Source organism: Blautia sp. ZXY-1-C6 (assembly GCF_056339875.1).
Genome location: NZ_JBWJVQ010000247.1, coordinates 1 through 18,667 on the forward strand (window position 1 = coordinate 1; position 18,667 = coordinate 18,667).

General features: G+C 40.0%; 19 protein-coding genes. 18 read left to right on the plus strand and 1 reads right to left on the minus strand.

Features of this window, described 5'->3' with window-relative positions; all coding sequences use genetic code 11:
• The 9 genes from AC075J_RS16045 to AC075J_RS16085 all read left to right on the plus strand — a co-directional run.
• Positions 1–245, plus strand: a 245-nt coding sequence (locus tag AC075J_RS16045) for an FmdB family zinc ribbon protein (RefSeq protein ID WP_476390491.1), incomplete at its 5' end; no start/stop codon positions are given.
• A gap of 159 nt (positions 246–404) precedes the next feature.
• Complete coding sequence (locus AC075J_RS16050; RefSeq protein ID WP_055200914.1) at positions 405–1,304, plus strand: NAD(P)/FAD-dependent oxidoreductase; 900 nt, start codon at positions 405–407, stop codon at positions 1,302–1,304.
• A gap of 112 nt (positions 1,305–1,416) precedes the next feature.
• Entirely contained in the window at positions 1,417–2,286 is an 870-nt protein-coding gene (locus AC075J_RS16055) for a 4Fe-4S binding protein (protein ID WP_055059710.1), read from the plus strand.
• Between the two features lie 12 nt (positions 2,287–2,298).
• Entirely contained in the window at positions 2,299–2,550 is a 252-nt protein-coding gene (locus AC075J_RS16060) for a sulfurtransferase TusA family protein (protein WP_008705273.1), read from the plus strand.
• Positions 2,550–2,867, plus strand: coding sequence for a thioredoxin (gene trxA / locus AC075J_RS16065; RefSeq protein WP_055059712.1), 318 nt, complete (start codon positions 2,550–2,552; stop codon positions 2,865–2,867). Before AC075J_RS16060 ends, trxA begins: the two co-directional genes overlap by 1 nt.
• Before the next feature lie 28 nt (positions 2,868–2,895).
• The gene (thiS, locus tag AC075J_RS16070; RefSeq protein WP_055059713.1) at positions 2,896–3,102 is read left to right on the plus strand and encodes a sulfur carrier protein ThiS; all 207 of its coding nucleotides are present in this window, start codon (positions 2,896–2,898) and stop codon (positions 3,100–3,102) included.
• Positions 3,103–3,939: a HesA/MoeB/ThiF family protein gene (locus tag AC075J_RS16075; RefSeq protein WP_008705270.1), complete on the plus strand. Its 837-nt coding sequence runs from the start codon at positions 3,103–3,105 to the stop codon at positions 3,937–3,939.
• Between the two features lie 36 nt (positions 3,940–3,975).
• On the plus strand, positions 3,976–4,407 hold the full coding sequence (locus AC075J_RS16080; RefSeq protein WP_055054157.1) for a M67 family metallopeptidase: 432 nt from the start codon (positions 3,976–3,978) through the stop codon (positions 4,405–4,407).
• Positions 4,408–4,831: 424 nt separating this feature from the next.
• Positions 4,832–6,526 carry a two-component system response regulator gene (locus AC075J_RS16085; protein ID WP_476390492.1) on the plus strand — a complete coding sequence of 565 codons (1,695 nt, stop codon included), beginning with the start codon at positions 4,832–4,834 and terminating at the stop codon, positions 6,524–6,526.
• Positions 6,527–6,658: 132 nt separating this feature from the next.
• Here AC075J_RS16085 and AC075J_RS16090 read toward each other — a convergent pair whose 3' ends face one another.
• On the minus strand, positions 6,659–8,242 hold the full coding sequence (locus AC075J_RS16090) for a glucose-6-phosphate isomerase (protein WP_008705267.1): 1,584 nt from the start codon (positions 8,240–8,242) through the stop codon (positions 6,659–6,661).
• A gap of 420 nt (positions 8,243–8,662) precedes the next feature.
• Here AC075J_RS16090 and AC075J_RS16095 point away from each other — a divergent pair, with 420 nt between their 5' ends.
• From AC075J_RS16095 to AC075J_RS16135, 9 genes are all read left to right on the plus strand, one after another.
• Positions 8,663–9,163, plus strand: a complete 501-nt coding sequence (locus AC075J_RS16095) for an NUDIX hydrolase (RefSeq protein WP_055151648.1) — start codon at positions 8,663–8,665, stop codon at positions 9,161–9,163.
• Between the two features lie 396 nt (positions 9,164–9,559).
• The gene (locus AC075J_RS16100; RefSeq protein WP_055057816.1) at positions 9,560–10,792 is read left to right on the plus strand and encodes an ROK family transcriptional regulator; all 1,233 of its coding nucleotides are present in this window, start codon (positions 9,560–9,562) and stop codon (positions 10,790–10,792) included.
• Positions 10,793–10,835: 43 nt separating this feature from the next.
• Positions 10,836–11,675, plus strand: coding sequence for a transketolase (locus tag AC075J_RS16105; RefSeq protein WP_055057817.1), 840 nt, complete (start codon positions 10,836–10,838; stop codon positions 11,673–11,675).
• 2 nt (positions 11,676–11,677) lie between these two features.
• The gene (locus tag AC075J_RS16110; protein ID WP_055057818.1) at positions 11,678–12,619 is read left to right on the plus strand and encodes a transketolase family protein; all 942 of its coding nucleotides are present in this window, start codon (positions 11,678–11,680) and stop codon (positions 12,617–12,619) included.
• A 297-nt stretch (positions 12,620–12,916) separates the two neighbouring features.
• Positions 12,917–13,972, plus strand: coding sequence for a zinc-dependent alcohol dehydrogenase family protein (locus tag AC075J_RS16115; protein ID WP_055057819.1), 1,056 nt, complete (start codon positions 12,917–12,919; stop codon positions 13,970–13,972).
• Positions 13,973–14,016: 44 nt separating this feature from the next.
• Positions 14,017–14,988 (plus strand): sugar ABC transporter substrate-binding protein, encoded by a 972-nt coding sequence (locus AC075J_RS16120; RefSeq protein ID WP_055151642.1) that lies wholly within the window; start codon positions 14,017–14,019, stop codon positions 14,986–14,988.
• 129 nt (positions 14,989–15,117) lie between these two features.
• Positions 15,118–16,614 (plus strand): sugar ABC transporter ATP-binding protein, encoded by a 1,497-nt coding sequence (locus tag AC075J_RS16125; protein ID WP_055151640.1) that lies wholly within the window; start codon positions 15,118–15,120, stop codon positions 16,612–16,614.
• 3 nt (positions 16,615–16,617) lie between these two features.
• Positions 16,618–17,577, plus strand: coding sequence for an ABC transporter permease (locus tag AC075J_RS16130; RefSeq protein WP_055057822.1), 960 nt, complete (start codon positions 16,618–16,620; stop codon positions 17,575–17,577).
• A gap of 40 nt (positions 17,578–17,617) precedes the next feature.
• Positions 17,618–18,664, plus strand: a complete 1,047-nt coding sequence (locus tag AC075J_RS16135) for an NAD(P)-dependent alcohol dehydrogenase (protein ID WP_055057823.1) — start codon at positions 17,618–17,620, stop codon at positions 18,662–18,664.
• Positions 18,665–18,667 lie beyond the last annotated feature (3 nt).

Below are 18,667 nucleotides of genomic sequence, written 5' to 3' on the forward strand. Positions count from 1 at the left end.
AAGAGTGCGGATATTATGAATGTAAAAAATGTGGCAACCGTTTTCTGTCTATGCAGACGATGAAGAGGATTCCATGCCCGGACTGTGAGGCTGAAATCGACTATGAGATCGGTCCGGACGAGTCACTGGAGGATGTGCTGGATACAGCAGAACTGATCCAGAAGATTGAGGGTGAAGAAGAGGTAGAGAAGATGGACACACTTCTGAGCCTTGCTCTGACCGGCGGAGATTACAGCTGGATCTAGTACAGCGAATATTAAGTAACTGCTATAACCTGAGTCCATAACGAATCCTAAAAAATTTTTATAATCTTATTTATTGACAGAGGAAATTATCGGTGTTATTATGTTTATTATAAAACATACTAATTCGATAGGAATAATAGGTGTAAAGGAACTGACGATATGAAATATGATGTAGGTATCATTGGAAGCGGTCCGGCGGGTTTGAGTGCGGCAATCTATGCAAAGAGGGCTAATCTGTCAGCCGTAGTGATAGAAAAAGAATATGAAGGAACCGGACAGATCGCAGAAAGCGGACAGGTAGATAACTATCCGGGATTTCCGGGCATCAGCGGTTATGATCTGGGTGAGAACTTCCGGGAACATGCAGTGAAGCTTGGGGTATCCTTCATGGAACAGGAAGTAACAGAGATAAAGAAAGAAGCTTCATCAGATTTTGAACTTGTATTTGCAGATGGTTCGCAGGTGGAAGCGAAAACTGTAATCTATGCGGCGGGAGCCACACCGCAAAGAGCGAATATTCCGGGAGAACAGGAATATGCAGGAAAGGGTGTCTCTTACTGTGCAATCTGTGACGGATCATTTTACAGAGGTAAATCAGTCGCAGTTCTTGGTGGTGGAGATACAGCACTTGATGATGCTGTTTACCTGGCGGATGTGGCAGAGAAAGTATATGTGATCCACAGGAGAAAGGAATTCCGAGGAGCCGCTGTTACAGTGGCGAAACTGAGAGAGAAGGAAAACGTTATCTTCGTACTGGAGCATCAGGTAAAAGAGATCATCGGAGAGCAGAAAGTAACCGGAGTAGTTCTGGAAGATGCAGCTGTGATAGATGTGAACGGTGTATTTGTTGCTTACGGAGCAGTACCACAGACAGATCTTCTGAAAAAATTTGCAGTACTGGATGATTCAGGTTATGTCAGAGCAGGGGAGACAGGAGAAACCGCTCTGGAAGGGCTGTATGTGGCAGGAGATGCAAGAACAAAGAAACTGCGTCAGGTGGTAACTGCGGTTTCGGATGGTGCCAATGCAGCAACCGCAGTGGCAGAATATCTGAAATAGAAGAAACTGAGAGAGTATTACGATAATTCAACCGGCTGTAAGGATACCGGACAGCCGCAGATCTGGAAAAAATATTTGAAAAACGCTCTAAAAACACAAAGGAGAGATAAAAATGGCACAGAAAGTAGATTATGCAGCCTTAAAAAAAGGCGGATATATGAGACAGAAACAGAAAGGTTACGGTTCCCTGAGACTGGCAGTGGTCGGTGGAAACCTAACTGCAGAGAATATTAAGACAGTAGCAGAAGTAGCAGAAAAATACGGCCGCGGATATGTACATATGACTTCCCGTCAGGGCATTGAAATTCCCTTTATTAAAGTGGAAGAACTGGCAGAGGTAAAAGAAGCACTGGCAAAAGGCGGTGTGGGAACCGGTGTGTGCGGACCACGTGTACGTACAGTTACAGCCTGTCAGGGTTCAGAGGTCTGTCCAAGCGGATGTATCGACACCTACACACTGGCAAAAGAGCTTGATGAGAGATATTTCGGACGGGAACTCCCGCATAAATTCAAATTTGGTGTTACAGGATGCCAGAATAACTGCCTGAAAGCAGAAGAAAACGATGTTGGAATCAAAGGCGGCATGAACATCGAATATAAGGAAGACGACTGTATTTCCTGTGGTGTGTGTGTGAAAGCCTGCAGACAGAATGCACTGAAGATGGTGGACGGCAAAATAGAACTGGATGCGCAGAAATGTAATCATTGTGGCCGCTGTGTAAAGAGCTGTCCGGTGGATGCATGGAAAGGAACTCCGGGATATATCGTATCTTTTGGAGGAACCTTCGGAAATAATATCTATAAAGGAGAAGAACTGCTTCCTCTGATCCCGGATAAAGAAACACTGTTTCGTGTGACAGATGCGGCAATTAATTTCTTTGAAAAAAATGCAAATCCAAGTGAACGTTTCCGCAAAACATTGCAGCGTGTGGGAGAAGAAGATTTCCGTAGTCAGCTGAAAGATGCGTATGAAGGACAGTGAAAGGAGAACATAATGGCTGAATTAGATTTTGAAGTAACCGATGAGGTTGATATTACCGATAAAGTATGCCCCCTGACATTCGTGAAGGCAAAAGTAGCAATCGAAGAACTGGAGGATGGAGAGATTCTGGCTGTCCGCATGAACGATGGCGAACCAGTGCAGAATGTTCCGCGCAGCATGAAAGAAGAAGGGCATAAGGTACTGAAATTAACCGATAATGAAGATGGTACTTACACCATGTATGTAAGAAAGGTGGAAGACTGATGGCAGTACGGGTAAGCAATGCGGATTTTGAAGAGAAGGTCCTGAAGGAAAAACTTACGGTTCTGGTGGATTTTTATTCAGATTCCTGTGTGGCATGTAAAAAGCTGGCACCGGTTCTCGGAAATGCGGAAGATGATTATGAGGATAAGATTAAAATATATAAAGTAAATACGAACTTTGATGTGGAGCTGGCAGAGCAGTATGAAGTGCAGGCAAATCCGACGTTGATCCTTTTTAAAGACGGACAGGCGAAAGACCGGAAAACAGGAGCACTGAAACAGGCAGAGTTAAACAGCTGGATTGAAGGATTACTCTAAAAAGAGAGCAGGCATAAAGGAGAAAAATATGTTTATCACAGTAGCAGGAGAGAAAAAAGAAGTAAAAGACGGACTGACACTTCCGGAACTGATCGCACAGGAAAATGTAGAGATGCCGGAATATGTAACCGTTTCTATTAATGAAGAATTTGTTGTATCAGAGGATAAAGAGTCTACCGTATTAAAAGAGGGAGACAATGTAGAATTTCTGTATTTCATGGGAGGTGGATGCTAAATGGCAATGACAGATGAACAGATTGAGCGTTATTCCCGTCACATCATCTTAAAAGAAGTGGGTGCAAAGGGACAGAAGAAGCTCCTGAAAGGAAAAGTACTGATCATCGGTGCAGGCGGTCTTGGTGCACCTGCGGCAATGTATCTGGCAGCAGCAGGTGTGGGAACAATCGGTATTGTGGATGCGGACGAGGTAGATCTTTCCAATCTGCAGAGACAGATCATCCACAGCACAGCAGATATCGGAAAAGCAAAGGTAAAATCAGCAAAGGAAACCATGAATGCCATGAATCCGGATGTGGAAGTAAAAACTTACCGGATGTTCGTAGACGCATCCAACATCCGCGAACTGATTCGAGAATATGATTTTATTATTGACGGAACTGATAATTTCCCGGCAAAATTTCTGATCAATGATGCGTGTGTACTGGAGAAAAAACCATTTTCCCATGCAGGTATCATTCGTTTTAAAGGTCAGCTGATGACCTATGTACCCGGGGAAGGTCCATGTTACCGCTGCGTATTCAAGAATCCGCCGCCCAAGGATGCAGTTCCTACCTGTAAGCAGGCAGGTGTCATCGGAGCAATGGGAGGTGTCATCGGCTCCTTACAGGCAATGGAAGCAATCAAGTATCTGATCGGTGTAGGTGATCTTCTGACAGGATATCTTCTGACTTTTGATGCGCTGACAATGGAATTCCATAAGGTTAAACTGCCGAAGGATACTCATGACTGTGCAGTATGCGGAGATCATCCGACAATCCTGGAACCGATCGACTACGAGCAGGAGGTCTGTGAGGAAACAGCAGGCCGATTTGCCACAAGAGATGAGCAGTAAATACAAGAAAAACCTGATGCAAAACAGGAGAAAAGTATGGCTATAATAAGAATGAGAGATCATCTCTATGATGAGATCGTTAATTATGCAAAAGAGCATCTTCCGGAGGAAGCCTGCGGGCTTTTGGCCGGAGTGGAAACCGGGGAGGGAAGGGAAATCCGAAAGGTATATTTTCTGGAGAATAAAGATCATGCAGAAGATCACTTTACCCTGGATCCCAGAGACCAGATAAATGCGATCAGGGATATGCGTGCCAATGGATTGAAACCGCTGGGAAACTGGCATTCCCATCCGTCTTCTCCATCCCGTCCGTCAGTGGAGGATATCCGTCTTGCTTTTGATTCAAAGGCAAGTTATCTGATCCTGTCACTGATGGCGGACTATCCGGTATTGAACAGCTTTCATATTGAAGGTGGGGAATGGACAAAAGAGGATCTGAGGATTTATTCAGAGGAATATTATTTTTAAAGATTTACAGACAGGATAATAGAGGCAGAAATGTTTGAAGCAGGATTATTTGTGGAAACATTTCTGCCTCTGTTTATGCTGTCAGCATATAAAAATTCTGTACATTGTAAAAGTATAGAGCAGTCCTCGTAAATAATGCATCTTAATCCAGTCCATCAGAGCGCGAAATTTCCATAATAAAGTCGTGGCAAAATCATGTCAACTGCAGAATAAGACTTGAAAGATTATGCAAAATAATGTAAACTCAAAGAGTTAAGATACGTAGACATTATGTCTGCCTGTAACGTTTAAGTATAGTATATTCCCATAATGGCTGGACGGTTGCAGATAACAGATCGGTTACTATAATAATTTGAGCATCTCCGGTTCGGATATCCGGAGGTGCTTTGCTTTGGAAATTGTGTGTGAGGAGTACAAAAGAAGTATGAGAAAAGATTCTGACAATGCAAAACTGTTGGAACCGGGGGAAATACCGTCCAAAAGAAAAATCCTGGTCGTAGAAGATAATGAATTAAACAGAGATATCCTCTCTTCTTTTCTGGAAGAGAAATTTGATGTTTTTTTCGCAGAAAACGGGGAAGAAGGACTGGAACTTCTTTCCGAGCATTACAGAGAATTATCAGTAGTGCTGTTGGATATCTGTATGCCTGTGTGTGATGGATTTGAATTCCTCAGACGCAGAAACACAGATAAATTTCTGTCAACCATACCGGTTATCGTTATGACCGGAAGTAATTCAAAAGATGTAGAACTTCAATGCCTGGATCTTGGTGCAGTTGATTTTATTCCGAAGCCCTATAACTTTAAACTTGTAATGGGCAGGATCAACAGTGTGATCAAGCTGAGGGAGTCCGTAATGGCACTGACTGCAGTAGAACATGATGAGCTCACCGGAGTTTATACCAGACAGGCGTTTTTCTATCATGCAAAATCTTTTCTGAAAACCAGACCGGGGGAGAAATTTCATCTTGTAATTGCTGACATCAGGGATTTCAAACTGATCAATAGCAGTTACGGGGAGAAAGTAGGAGATGAAATCCTCTGCTATCTGGCAGGAACTTATACAAAAATGCTGAAAACAGGTTTGGTTTCCAGATATGGGAGTGACCAGTTCGTATGTATGACGTGTGATGACTGTGATCTGTCTTTGGAAACAGTGACAAAGATAGAAGAAGAAATCGCAGAGCATGCACCTGTTCCCAATCTTATGGTCAAATATGGAGTTTATCAGGATATTGATAAATCTTTACCTGTTTCTGTAATCTGTGACAGAGGATTTATGGCGATCAGAAGTATCCGCGATAACTATGAGTGTAACATTGCTTATTATACAGAGAAAATGAAACAGAAGCAGATGCAGGACCGTTTGTTGGAGAACAGATTTGAATCTGCGATTAAAAATAAAGAATTTGTGGCATATTTCCAGCCGAAATATGATGTAAAAACAGAGAGGATCACAGGAGCGGAATCACTGGTGCGATGGATCAACCCGGATGGTTCCATGGTAATGCCCGGAGATTTCATCCCGCTATATGAAAAGGACGGACTGATCGTGAAGCTGGATGAATACATATTCCGGTATGTCTGCGAATTTCAGCGTGAACTGATGAAGAAGGGGCAGGAGCTGATTCCGATTTCTGTAAATCTGTCGCGTACAAGCATCCATCATTCCGATATTGTTGAACGTTATATGAAGATTGTAGAGGAGAATGGGATCCCGTTTTCCTGTGTGCCTGTTGAACTGACGGAAACAGCTACTCTGAATAATGTTATGATCAGAGATTTTACAGAGAAACTGGTAAATGCAGGATTTGCACTGCACATGGATGATTTTGGTTCAGGATATTCTTCACTGATAACATTGAGTGAATTACCGTTTAATACACTGAAGATTGATAAGAGTCTGGTTGACTGTATTCACCAGCAGAAGGGAAGAATGGTCGTGCAGCAGGTAATCATCCTGGCACATGGACTTGGCATGAAGGTGGTTGCAGAAGGTGTGGAGACTGCAGATCAGCTTGAACTTCTGAAGGAGATGGAATGTGACAATATTCAAGGATTCTATTATTCCAGACCATTGCCGAAAGCAGAGTTTGTTAAGAAGTCAGAAGAGAATTAGAAAAGAAAACAGAAAAATCATCATAAGGAACTTCCTGATAATATTTATCGGAGTTCTGTATGATGATTTTGTTATGTTATAGGAAATTACTCCGTAATGTTCCTATAACATAACTTTTGCTTTCTGATGAAATCAGATGTTTAACAGGTCACTGTATACTTTCAGTGCTCCGTCAGTGTCATGTGCAAGAACACGTTTTGCAAGGACTTTACCAAGCTGAACACCTTCCTGGTCGAAGCTGTTTAAGTTCCATACGAATCCCTGGAACATGATCTTGTTCTCGAAGTGAGCAAGTAATGCACCCAGAGATGCAGGTGTAAGTTCTTCACCTGTGATGATGCTGGAAGGACGTCCGCCCTTGAAGTTCTTGTTCAGGTTCTCATCTTTTTTACCGCATGCAAATGCTACGATCTGAGCAGCAACGTTTGCACAGAGTTTCTGCTGGCTTGTGCTGTTCTCGATATCTACGTCTACACCAAGCTGGCTCTTCTTAAAGCCGATGAACTGAAGCGGAACGATGTCAGTTCCCTGATGTAATAACTGATAGAAGGAATGCTGTCCGTTTGTACCTGGTTCACCGAAGATAACAGGTCCTGTTACATAGTCTACAGGTTCACCGAAACGGTTTACGGATTTACCATTGGATTCCATATCACACTGCTGTAAGTGTGCAGGGAAACGGCTTAATGCCTGAGAGTATGGGAGAACTGCTGTAGCAGGATATCCCTGTACGTTTCTCTCATAAACACCGATCAGTGCATCCAGCATATCCGGGTTCTCAAGGATATTTTTATTTGTAGCAAGCTTGTCCTCGGCAGCAGCTCCGTCGAGGATCTGTGCAAATACTTCAGGACCGAAAGCAAGAGAAAGGATCGCACCGCCTACACCGGAAACGGAAGAGTAACGTCCGCCGATATAGTCATCCATAAAGATTGCTGTAAGATAATCTTCGCTCTTTGCCAGAGGTGATGTCTCGCTTGTTACGGCAAGCATATGTTTGGATGGGTTTAATCCTGCTTTAACCAGAGCATTCTTTACGAAGGCTTCATTTGTCAGTGTTTCAAGAGTTGTACCGGATTTGGACACAACGATGAACAGAGCATGAGCAAGGTCTACGGAAGCAAGAACAGCAGCTGCGTCATCAGGATCTACGTTGCTGATAAATTTAGCTTCCATCTTGGATGTGTTGTTTGCTTTAGCCCAATTCTCAAGAGCAATATATAATGCACGAGGACCTAAATCACTTCCACCGATACCGATCTGTACAACAGTTGTGAATTTCTCGCCGTTTTCGTTAGTAATCTCACCTGCGTGAACTTTATTGGCGAAGTCTGCGGCTTTCTTCTGCTGTGCAACGTAGAATTCACGTTTGTTGACACCATCAACTACTACGTCTTCGCCAAGCTGTGTACGTGCAAGGTGATGAAGAACCATACGTTTCTCTCCTGTGTTGATCACAGCACCGTTGTATAATTCCTGGAATTTGTCAATAAGCTCAGCCTCATCTGCCAGTTTTGCAAGTGCATCCAGAACTGTCTCATCAACCTGTTTTGCAGCGTAGTTGTAAGTTAAACCGGCTGCCATCGGTGTGCTGTATTTCTTTACACGTTCAGCACCTTTCTCGCCTGCCATGGCATCTGCAATATTTACATGACCTTTCAGTTCGGCAAGTTTGCTGTAGGAAGCAAGAGTGTCGAGATTTTTCCATGTTGCCATAATGATATTCCTCCTTTAAGTGACTGCAGCTGTATGGCCACAGTTATTAACTATAATTATACTGAATAATTGTTCTAATTTCAATGCACGAATGTATGGGATTCAGAGATATTTCGGCACTGCTGCGCGAAAATTTTGTGAATATTTCTCCGTCCCGCTTTCGTTACTGTTCACACACCACTGTCCCGCGAGGTGTTTTGGCATGAATATGCCAAAATCCCGAGACATACAAGCCAAAATTCCATTGCCGCAGGCAATCTGGAATGAATTTTGGCTACGTTACTGTGAACGGAGTGAACAGTAACCCGCTTTCCTGACAGCACAACTGTAAGATCAGTATATATTTGCAATAAGACCGGCAAAATGATATTATGTATAAAGTTACAGGCAGACAGTAATTTTACAGGGAGATAATTAAAAATGGAATTTTGGGATATTTATGATGAAAATAAGAAACCGACAGGACGCACAATGAAAAGAAATGACTGGTGTCTGAAGGACGGGGAGTATCACCTGACCGTACTTGGTGTCGTCGGCAGACCAGATGGTACATTCCTGATCACCAAACGTGTGATGACCAAGGCATGGGCTCCCGGCTGGTGGGAAGTATCAGGGGGTGCAGCCCAGGCAGGTGAGGAATCCTGCGAGGCTGTCCTTCGTGAAGTAAAAGAAGAAACAGGACTGGATGTACGAAATGCGGAAGGCGGATATCTGTTTACTTATAAGAGAGAGAATCCGGGTGAGGGAGATAACTACTTCGTGGATGTGTACCGTTTTGTCATGGATATTGATGAGAGTGACCTGCACCTGCAGACAGAGGAAACAGACGGATATATGTTTGCCACTGTTGATGAGATCAAAGCTTTTGCAGCAGAAGGGAAATTCCTGCATTATGACAGTATAAAAAAGGCGTTTGAATAAAAATTTTGGGGTAAAAAGTCATAAAATAATATAGAGAGAAAGAGTTTTTGATGTAAGTAAGAAATATTTATTAACGTATATGAAGAAATAATGTCGATTACGAAAGATATTAAGGGGCTTTTGTATTTAATGAAATTTCTGCGAGATATGGGATTATTTATTGCTAAATGATTATATCTTGTGGAAATTTTTTTATTGTAATAGTTCATTTTCATTGAGTATATCAAAGTTATCAGACGGTATTTTCATTAAGAATTATGTAGCTTCAAAATAACATAATAATGTTTAATGAATTAACTAAAAATAGTTGACAAAATAAAAAAAATAGATAAAATAAAAAATATAATAACTATATAGTTTAACGAATAAACCAAATAGAAAAGAAAGGAGGATATTATGGTTCGTGGAATGAATAGTGCAGAAATGCAGAAAAATAACAGAACACTTGTGTTTAAGCTTTTACAAGAACGCGGAATGATCACGCGAGCGGAAATAGCAGTGGAATTAAATCTTCAAAAAGCAACGATTACCAATATAATTAATGAATTTTTTGATATGGGAATTGTTGAAGGAGACGGAGATGGAGCTGTTGGAAGACGTGGAGAGAAATTAAGACTAAAAGTAGATAATATTTATACAATGTCTATAGGAATTACACGTAAGGACTTTCAGTTTGGGATTTTTGATTTAAGAGGACAGCAGTTAAAACATTGCAGATATCAATTTAAAAAAGAAGAATCTTTTAGAGAAGTTCTGGACAAAATGAAAGAAGAAGCTATTTCTCTGGTAGAGGAATATGGTGATAATCGCATTCTGGGAGTATGCCTTGCTGTACCAGGATTATTTATTAATCGTCCGGAAAGAGGCGAAGAAATTTTTATGGTTTCAGAGTTTGAAGAATTAAGCAATATAGATGTACATACAGAATTGGAAGAAGCTCTGGGTAGAAAGATACTAATTAAGCATGATGCAAAACTTTCCGCATATGCTGAATGGCATTGTGCGGAAGAAATAAAAGGAATAGACAGAGGGAGTTTGGCTATTGTACGTTCCAGAGGATATGGGATTGGATGCGGATTTGTTGTAAATGGCAATATTGTAAATGGTCATCTGGGGCTTGCCGGAGAGGCAGGATACATGGGAATCAATTTTAATAGACATAAAAAGGGAGAAGAAGGAAGAGGAACTCTGGAATACTCTGCAGGAGTTGAAAGCGTAGTACGTTATATGAAAGAACGTTTATACGAATTTCCGGAAAGTCCATTAAATGAAAACAGTAATTATATGGATGTGTTTGAAGCGTATAAACATGGTGATGAACTGGCAGACTGGGCTGTCAGTAAAGTTGCCTGGATGCTGGGATATGGAATAGCAAACATTATATATATTATTAATCCGGATTGTATTATTATTGGGCCAGATTATCCAGACACGGAAGATTTTATTAACAAAATACGTAGTGCAGTAAGGAATTTTGTACCGGAATTTGTGGAGCGTAACGCAACTATTCGTTATTCAAAAATAAACGAGGATTCTTTCATGCTGGGAGGATATTATTACACCCTTGAAACATTATGTAAACGGGGAAATATATTTGAACTTATTCGGACTGCGAAAGCATTACCGTGATATAAGTTATATAAAAGTAAAATGATGAAGGAGTAAGTAGGTTATGGAATGTAGTAAAAAAAGAGAACTGGATCTAATGGCGGCTAAAATTCGAAAAACTGCTTTGCAGACAATTCAAGCCGCTGGATCCGGGCATATTGGGGGATCTTTTTCAATCGCAGATATTTTATCTGTGCTATATTTTGAAAAAATGAATGTTGATCCGATGAGGCCAGATGATCCTGATAGAGATAGATTGGTATTATCTAAGGGACATTGCTCACCGGCTATGTATGCAACGCTGGCATTAAAGGGCTTTTTCTTAAAGGAGCATTTATCTACATTCCGAAAGTTGGACAGTGATCTTTCGGGTCATGTGGAAATCCATGTACCTGGTGTAGATATGTCTTCAGGATCTCTTGGACAGGGGCTTTCTGTTGCATTGGGAATGGCTATGTATGCAAAAGCCAGAAAGAAAAGATATCGGACTTTCTGTATTCTTGGAGACGGTGAAATCCAGGAAGGGCAGGTATGGGAAGCAGCAATGTGTGCCGGATTTTATAAGGTAGATAATCTGATTGCATTTGTAGATAACAATAAATTACAGTTGGATGGTTCACTTGAAGAAATTATGTCGTCTTATCCTATTGGTGATAAGTTCAGAGCTTTTGGATGGAATGTGCTGGAAGTGAATGGACATGATGTGGAACAGATTTCAGATGCAGTTGAATTTGCGTTTTCTATGAAAGGAAAGCCAACAGTTATCGTTGCAGATACAGTTAAGGGTAAAGGTGTAACTCTGTTTGAAAATAATGTTAATTTTCATGGAAGTCAACCTAAAGCTGAAGAGTGGTCTGATTGTTATGCGCAATTGGATGCCAAGATCGCAGAATTGGAGGGGTAAAAATGGGAGAAAATATTTCGACAAGAGTAGCATACGGTAAAGCATTGGCAGAATTTGGTACAGATGAAAAGCTGTTTGTGTTTGACGCAGATTTGAAGAAGTGTACGATGACTCTTTATTTTGCCGAGAAGTATCCGGAGAGATTTTTTAATATTGGAATTGCGGAAGCTAATATGGTAGATATAGCTGCGGGATTTGCGACATGTGGCGCAACAGCGCTGGTACATACTTTTGCAATATTTGCAACAGGACGTACCTATGATCAGATTCGTAATAGTGTATGTTATCCGGGATTGAATGTTAAAATTGTAGGAAGTCATGGAGGATTAACAGTTGGGGAAGATGGCGCAACTCATCAGGCTTTAGAAGATATTAGCCTTATGAGAGGAATACCTGGAATGACTGTGATTATTCCATGTGATTCTTATGAAGCTCGTCTGGCTACAAAAGCCATGCTTGAGAAAAAAGGGCCTTGTTATTTCCGAACATGTCGTCCGGCAGTGGAATGTGTAACTGATCAATTTAAAAACTATAACTTTGAAATAGGTAAAGGTGTTCAATTGACAGAAGGTACAGATGTGACGATTATTGCCTGTGGAATTATGGTTCAAGAAGCATTAAAAGCGCAGAAACTCCTTGAAGAAGAAAACATATATGCAAGAGTAATTGATATGCATACAATAAAACCGATTGACAGGGAAATAATCATTAAGGCAGCAAAAGAAACGGGAGCTATCGTAACAGTGGAAGAACATAATACGATAGGTGGACTTGGATCGGCTGTTGCAGAAGTGCTTGTACAGACTGAAATAGTTCCAGTGGAATTTGTGGGAGTCCAGGATCAGTTTGGACATTCGGGTTCACCGTCTATTTTATTAAAACATTATGGCCTTTGTTCGGAGAATATTGTCTGCAAGGCAAAAAAGGTAATTGAGAGAAAATAAGGCTGACAGTATGTTGAAGAAGCAGTCTGCTAATATGTGAAAAAATGAAACAATTGTTCATAGAATGAACTTACAGGATGTGTGGCAGTATGCTCCACATCCTTATTTTTTTATATGTTGTACAAAATATGTGAAAAAGTATATATTGTGAAAAATGCATAGTTTAATCAGTGAACTTTTGTACATATAAAACATTGACTTTTTACGCTGAAAAATGTATTATACAGACATAAGCAGAGAGATAAAGTTAAAAGAATTAACAATTAGAGTTAAAACAATTAACTAAAGGAGGGGAATATGAAGTGTGCAGTATTTAATGGGAAATGTAATATGACTATTGATGAAAGAGAAATTCCAGAACCTGCAGCAGATGAAGTTTTGATTAAGATAATGGCCTGTGGAGTTTGCGGATCAGATGTTCACATTTTTTTTGGAGATCAAGGTTCAACATCTTCAATTCCACCACTTATACAGGGACATGAATTTTCCGGTGTGGTGGTTAAAATCGGAAAGGATGTCGTAGAATGTAAAGTTGGAGATAAAGTTTGTGCAGATCCGGCAGATAACTGTAATGACTGTTATTATTGTGCAAATGGCATGATGAGTCATTGTGAGAATATGGGGGCTATTGGCACAAATCGTGATGGTGGATTTTCGCAATATTGTGTTGTACCATCCAGATTGATTCATTTGCTGGGTGAAGATGTTACTTTTGTAGAGGGAGCAATGGCAGAACCACTTGCATGTTGTATTAATGGAGCAGATCGAAGTGATATCAAAGTTGGGGACAATGTTGTTGTATACGGCGCTGGTGCAATTGGAATACTGTTAATGCAGTTGGCAAGAATGCGAGGAGCTGCAAGGGTTATTGTTATAGAACCATCAGAAGAAAAAAGAAAAATGGCGGAAAAACTTGGGGCAACACTTACGATCAATCCGATGGAAAACAAAGTAGCAGATGTATTAAAAGAACATAAGTTAGAGCATATTCAGGTAGTTATTGAAACCTGTGGGCTTAAGAGTACATCTGAGGAAGCAATGGAAATTGTTGACAGGCAGGGAACGGTTGTATTATTTGCAGTAACTGCTCTTGATGCAACAATTTCGTTGAAGACGTATAATCTCTTTCAGAGAGAAATTACAATAAAAGGTTCTTTCTGCAGTCCGTATGATATGGGAAGAGCGGTAGAGTTGATCAATGCGCATGCCATTGATGTAACTACTATGCTGGCAGGATTTGAACCACTGGAAAAATTACCGGAAATTCTTGCGTCCCGAGAACTCAGAGCAAAAGGTAAATATGTTATTCTTCCAAATGGAGAAGAAGGAAAAGGAACAAATATTACAATGTAACTTTTAGCTACGGCTATAAAGATAAAAAAGGGAGGTTTTTAAACATGAAAAAATTAGTAGTATTAGGGTTAGCAGCAGTTATGGCATTAGGAGCACCATTTTCTGTATGCGCAGCAGAAGAGGAAACAACAGTTGAACATCCATCAGGACTTAAAATCGGATGTGCAGTTCAGACCATGAGTAATCAGGTTTGGGCTCAGCAGATGGAAGAAATCACAAAAGATGCGAAGGAAGATGGAAATGAAGTTACTGTAGTTGAATGTAAGGAAAATGCAAACACACAGATTGACCAGATTGAGAACTTTATCACATCAGGAATGGATGTTATTATTGTTCAACCCGTAGATCCGGATGCAATTGAGGAGGTTTGTAAAGAAGCTCTTGATTCAGATATCGAAGTAGTATGCTGGGATGAAAAAATGGAAAATTCAAGTTTCAACTGGGTAATTGAGAATTATGATCTGGGTGTTGAAATTGGAACTCAGGCAGCAGATTTTATTAATGAAAAGTTTGGAGATAAAGGCTGCGAAGTAGTTGTACTTGGATATCCACAGACACCGATTCTGTTGGAAAGAGAAAACGGAATTCTGGACGCATTAAAGGAAAAAGCACCTAACGCAGAAGTTGTTGCAAATCAGCCTGCAATTGATACCACCGAAGGTTTAAATGCAATGGAAACTATCCTGCAGGCACATCCGGATGTTAAAGTAGTATGTTGTATTGGTGGTGGTGGTGCTACCGGAGCAAACGAAGCGTTAAAAGGCACTTATGGAAGTGAAGTTCCAGATGATATCGGAATTTTTTCAACAGACCTTACTGATGAGGCAATTGCATCTATGCAGAATGGTGAATTTGATCGTTGTGTAGTAGCTATTACAGGTAACGCATTTGTTTGTGGTGATGTTATTTATGATCTCTCTATGCGCTATGCAGCAGGAGAAAAACTGGATCATGAAGTATACAGAGATCTTATTCCGGTTACTCCAGAGAATCTTGAAGAAATGATTACTAAATAATTTTTACGAAACAGAAAAGTTGCTATTGTTGGTGCGGCTAGATGTGTAGATAAGTAACAGTCGACATCTGCCGCACTTTTATTCTCAAAAATACGGTGGACTAAAACGATTATAAAAAGGGGGAAGAATATGTCTGATAATATTTTGGAATTAAAACATATTACAAAACTTTATCCAGGTGTAGTTGCTTTAAATGATGTTTCCCTTGAGGTGAGAAGAGGCGAAATTCTTGCTCTGGTTGGTGAAAACGGAGCTGGAAAGTCTACTCTGATAAAAACATGTAGTGGGGCAATTACTCCTACACAGGGAGAAATTGTGATTAACGGAAAATCATTTACAGGAATGACACCGCAGACATCAGAACAAAACGGAATAGGAGTTATTTATCAGGAATTTAATCTTGTTGGAGATCTTTCAGTGGCAGAGAATATTTTCCTTGGAAGAGCGATCCGTAAAGGAATGGTTATAGATTTGAAAGCAATGGAGAGAGAATCAAAAAAAATATTGGATTCTCTTAATATTAAGATTAATCCTAAAACATTAGTAAAAACTCTGAGTGTCGGATATCAGCAGATGGTAGAAATTGCGAAAGCTGTTTCTCAGAATGCAAAACTTCTGATTATGGATGAGCCATCCGCACCATTGACAAGTGCGGAAGTGGAGGCAATGTTTGCTATTGTCGATAAGTTAAAAGCTGGTGGAGTAAGTATCATTTATATTTCACATCGTCTTGATGAGATTTTTCGTTTGGCAGATAGAATTACCATTCTTCGTGATGGACAGTATGTGACAACTCTTAATACAGACGAAACGAATAAAGATGAATTGGTAAAATATATGGTAGGTCGTCAGTTGACGGAAGTATATCCGAAACGTGATGAGATATGTGTAAAGGACGAAGTTATATTTGAGGCAGTAAATGTATCAGGAAATGGGGATAAAAATATTTCTTTTAAAATACATAGAGGTGAAGTGCTGGGACTTGGTGGATTGGTAGGTGCCGGACGAACAGAATTTGCAGAATTAATGTTTGGAATGAGACCAAAAACAGCTGGAAAATTTATTTTTAAAGGAAAGGAAATTTCACCTAAAACTCCAAAGGATGCTATCGAACTTGGAATTGGTCTGGTCCCAGAAGATCGTAAGAAAGAAGGTGCTCTTCTTGGAATGAGTATCCGATGTAATATTAATATGCCGATTTATCAGAGAATTTCCAAAGGTACCGTAATCAATGAGAAGAAAGAAGAAGAAATTGCACAGACATATCGAAAAGAGATTTCCATAAAAACACCGACACTGGATCAGTTGGTAAAGAATCTCAGTGGTGGCAATCAGCAAAAAGTTATATTGGCAAAGTGGTTGGCTGCAGATTCAGAATTGTTGATTTTTGATGAACCGACTCGTGGTATTGATGTAGGCGCAAAACAGGAAATTTATACATTAATTAATCATTTGGTAGAACAGGGAAAGACAGTGCTTATGATTTCTTCAGAAATGGAAGAATTGATGGGTATGTCTGACAGGATTCTTATTCTGGCTGAAGGAAATATGACAGGTGAACTAAATAAAAGTGAATTCAATCAGGAGCGTATTATGCAGCTGGCTTCTATAGAAAAGGGGGAATAAAAGATGAAATCTGTTATAGATAAAATTAAAGGTAGAGCTATTTATGCCTTTCTTGTACTTATGGTCATTTTCTTTACAATTATTAATCCAAACTTTCTTACAGTGAAAAACTTGCTGAATGTTGCAAAACAGGTGTCCATCTTTGGCATTGCATCAGTAGGCATGACATATGTTATCCTGCTTGGTGGAATTGACCTTGCAACCGGATCGATTATTTCTTTTGTTAACATTGTTTGTGCATATTTTATGGTAAATATTGGAATGAACGTTGTTTTGGCTGTATTGCTCTCATTAATAATCAGTACTTTTATAGGATTTCTCAATGGTATTATTATTGCAGAGCTTCGTATGCCAGCATTAATTGTAACTTTTGCGTCTCAGACTATTTTTGCCGGATATGCATACATTATCTGTGGAGGTGTTCCAATTTCACGTATGCCAGAGTCTTTCCTGAAACTTGGTCAGGGATATGTAGGACCTATTCCGGTTCCGGTAATTGTTATGGTTGTTATTTTTGCAATTGGTACATTTATTCTGAATAAAACATATTTTGGACGTTATTTCTACGCACTTGGCGGAAATGAAGAGGCAGCACTTCTTTCTGGTATTAAAATAAAAGTTGTAAAATGTCTGGTATATTCCCTATCAGGACTTTTTGCAGGTATTGCAGGTTTGGTAATGCTTGCACGTGCTAATACTGCGCAGCCAAATGCCGGTGTTGGATATGAATTTGATGTTATTACATGTGTAGTGCTTGGAGGTGTCAGCGTAAACGGTGGATCGGGAAAAATGTCAAATGTCATTGCTGGTGTTCTGATTATTGGTGTATTAAGCAATGGTATGGTTCTTATGAACATCAGCTCATATATGCAGATGGTAATCAAAGGAATTATTCTTCTTCTGGCAGTAGGTGCTGACTGCATTCAGCAGATGAATCTTCAGAAGACAAAAGCAATTGCATAAATTTATACTAAATATTCAAGTTAAGAGGAGGAAAAGACAAATGGAAGGAAACATGAAAGTAGCAATTATGACAGACGTAATGAAAATGGATTTTACAGAAAGACCAATTCCTCAGCCAAAGGATGACGAGGTTTTAGTTAAAATTGAACATGTAGGTGTGTGTGGTTCAGATCTTCATTATTTTGAAGCAGGTGGAATTGGAAGAAACATTGTTCATCCACCATTTGTTCTTGGACATGAGGCTGGTGGTACTGTTGTAGAAGTTGGAAAAAACGTGACTCATTTAAAAGTTGGTGATAAGGTTGCTTTGGAACCAGGAAAGACATGTGGACATTGTGAGTTCTGTAAAACAGGAAGATATAACCTTTGTCCGGATGTTATATTCTTTGCAACTCCGCCAATAGATGGTGTATTTCAGGAATATGTAGCACATGAAGCAGCACTTTGCTTTAAGATTCCTGATAACATGGATACAATGGAAGCGGCTCTTATTGAACCATTGGCTGTTGGTATGCATGCAGCAAGACAGGGTAATGCACATCTGGGACAGACAGCAGTTGTTACAGGTGCAGGATGTATTGGACTTGTTTCCATTATGTCATTAAAAGCTATGGGAGTAACAAGAATTATTGCTGTAGATGTTCAGGAAAAGCGACTTCAGAAGGCACTTGAACTTGGTGCAACGGACGTTATAAATGGAAAAGAAAAAGATACGGTGAAAGAAATTTTCCGTTTGACAGGAGGAGCAGGAGCTGATTTAACAATAGAAACAGCAGGAACAGAAATTACTACAAGACAGGCAATTAATTTCGCAAAACCTGGTTCTACAATTGTACTTGTTGGTTATTCTGCGTCAGGAGAAGAAACTTTACCTATGAGTCTTGCGTTGGATAAAGAACTGACATTTAAAACTGTTTTCCGTTATCGTCATATTTATCCTGTTGCAATTGAAGCAGTTGCAGCTGGAAGCATAAATGTAAAGGGGATTGTATCAAATGTCTGGGATTTTGATGACATTGAAAATGCAATGATTCAGAGTGTGAAAGATAAAGCGAACATTGTTAAATCAGTAATTAAGATTGGATAATAA

What these genes read in the sequence shown, in the direction of transcription:
- AC075J_RS16075 (WP_008705270.1), top strand. Translation starts at nt 3,103, where the DNA reads ATGGCAATGACAGATGAACAGATTGAGCGTTATTCCCGTCACATCATC.
- AC075J_RS16105 (WP_055057817.1), top strand. Translation starts at nt 10,836, where the DNA reads ATGGAATGTAGTAAAAAAAGAGAACTGGATCTAATGGCGGCTAAAATT.
- AC075J_RS16135 (WP_055057823.1), top strand. Translation starts at nt 17,618, where the DNA reads ATGGAAGGAAACATGAAAGTAGCAATTATGACAGACGTAATGAAAATG.
- AC075J_RS16130 (WP_055057822.1), top strand. Translation starts at nt 16,618, where the DNA reads ATGAAATCTGTTATAGATAAAATTAAAGGTAGAGCTATTTATGCCTTT.
- trxA (WP_055059712.1), top strand. Translation starts at nt 2,550, where the DNA reads ATGGCAGTACGGGTAAGCAATGCGGATTTTGAAGAGAAGGTCCTGAAG.
- AC075J_RS16125 (WP_055151640.1), top strand. Translation starts at nt 15,118, where the DNA reads ATGTCTGATAATATTTTGGAATTAAAACATATTACAAAACTTTATCCA.
- thiS (WP_055059713.1), top strand. Translation starts at nt 2,896, where the DNA reads ATGTTTATCACAGTAGCAGGAGAGAAAAAAGAAGTAAAAGACGGACTG.
- AC075J_RS16080 (WP_055054157.1), top strand. Translation starts at nt 3,976, where the DNA reads ATGGCTATAATAAGAATGAGAGATCATCTCTATGATGAGATCGTTAAT.
- AC075J_RS16090 (WP_008705267.1), bottom strand. Translation starts at nt 8,242, where the DNA reads ATGGCAACATGGAAAAATCTCGACACTCTTGCTTCCTACAGCAAACTT.
- AC075J_RS16095 (WP_055151648.1), top strand. Translation starts at nt 8,663, where the DNA reads ATGGAATTTTGGGATATTTATGATGAAAATAAGAAACCGACAGGACGC.
- AC075J_RS16120 (WP_055151642.1), top strand. Translation starts at nt 14,017, where the DNA reads ATGAAAAAATTAGTAGTATTAGGGTTAGCAGCAGTTATGGCATTAGGA.
- AC075J_RS16085 (WP_476390492.1), top strand. Translation starts at nt 4,832, where the DNA reads ATGAGAAAAGATTCTGACAATGCAAAACTGTTGGAACCGGGGGAAATA.
- AC075J_RS16060 (WP_008705273.1), top strand. Translation starts at nt 2,299, where the DNA reads ATGGCTGAATTAGATTTTGAAGTAACCGATGAGGTTGATATTACCGAT.
- AC075J_RS16110 (WP_055057818.1), top strand. Translation starts at nt 11,678, where the DNA reads ATGGGAGAAAATATTTCGACAAGAGTAGCATACGGTAAAGCATTGGCA.
- AC075J_RS16055 (WP_055059710.1), top strand. Translation starts at nt 1,417, where the DNA reads ATGGCACAGAAAGTAGATTATGCAGCCTTAAAAAAAGGCGGATATATG.
- AC075J_RS16115 (WP_055057819.1), top strand. Translation starts at nt 12,917, where the DNA reads ATGAAGTGTGCAGTATTTAATGGGAAATGTAATATGACTATTGATGAA.
- AC075J_RS16100 (WP_055057816.1), top strand. Translation starts at nt 9,560, where the DNA reads ATGGTTCGTGGAATGAATAGTGCAGAAATGCAGAAAAATAACAGAACA.
- AC075J_RS16050 (WP_055200914.1), top strand. Translation starts at nt 405, where the DNA reads ATGAAATATGATGTAGGTATCATTGGAAGCGGTCCGGCGGGTTTGAGT.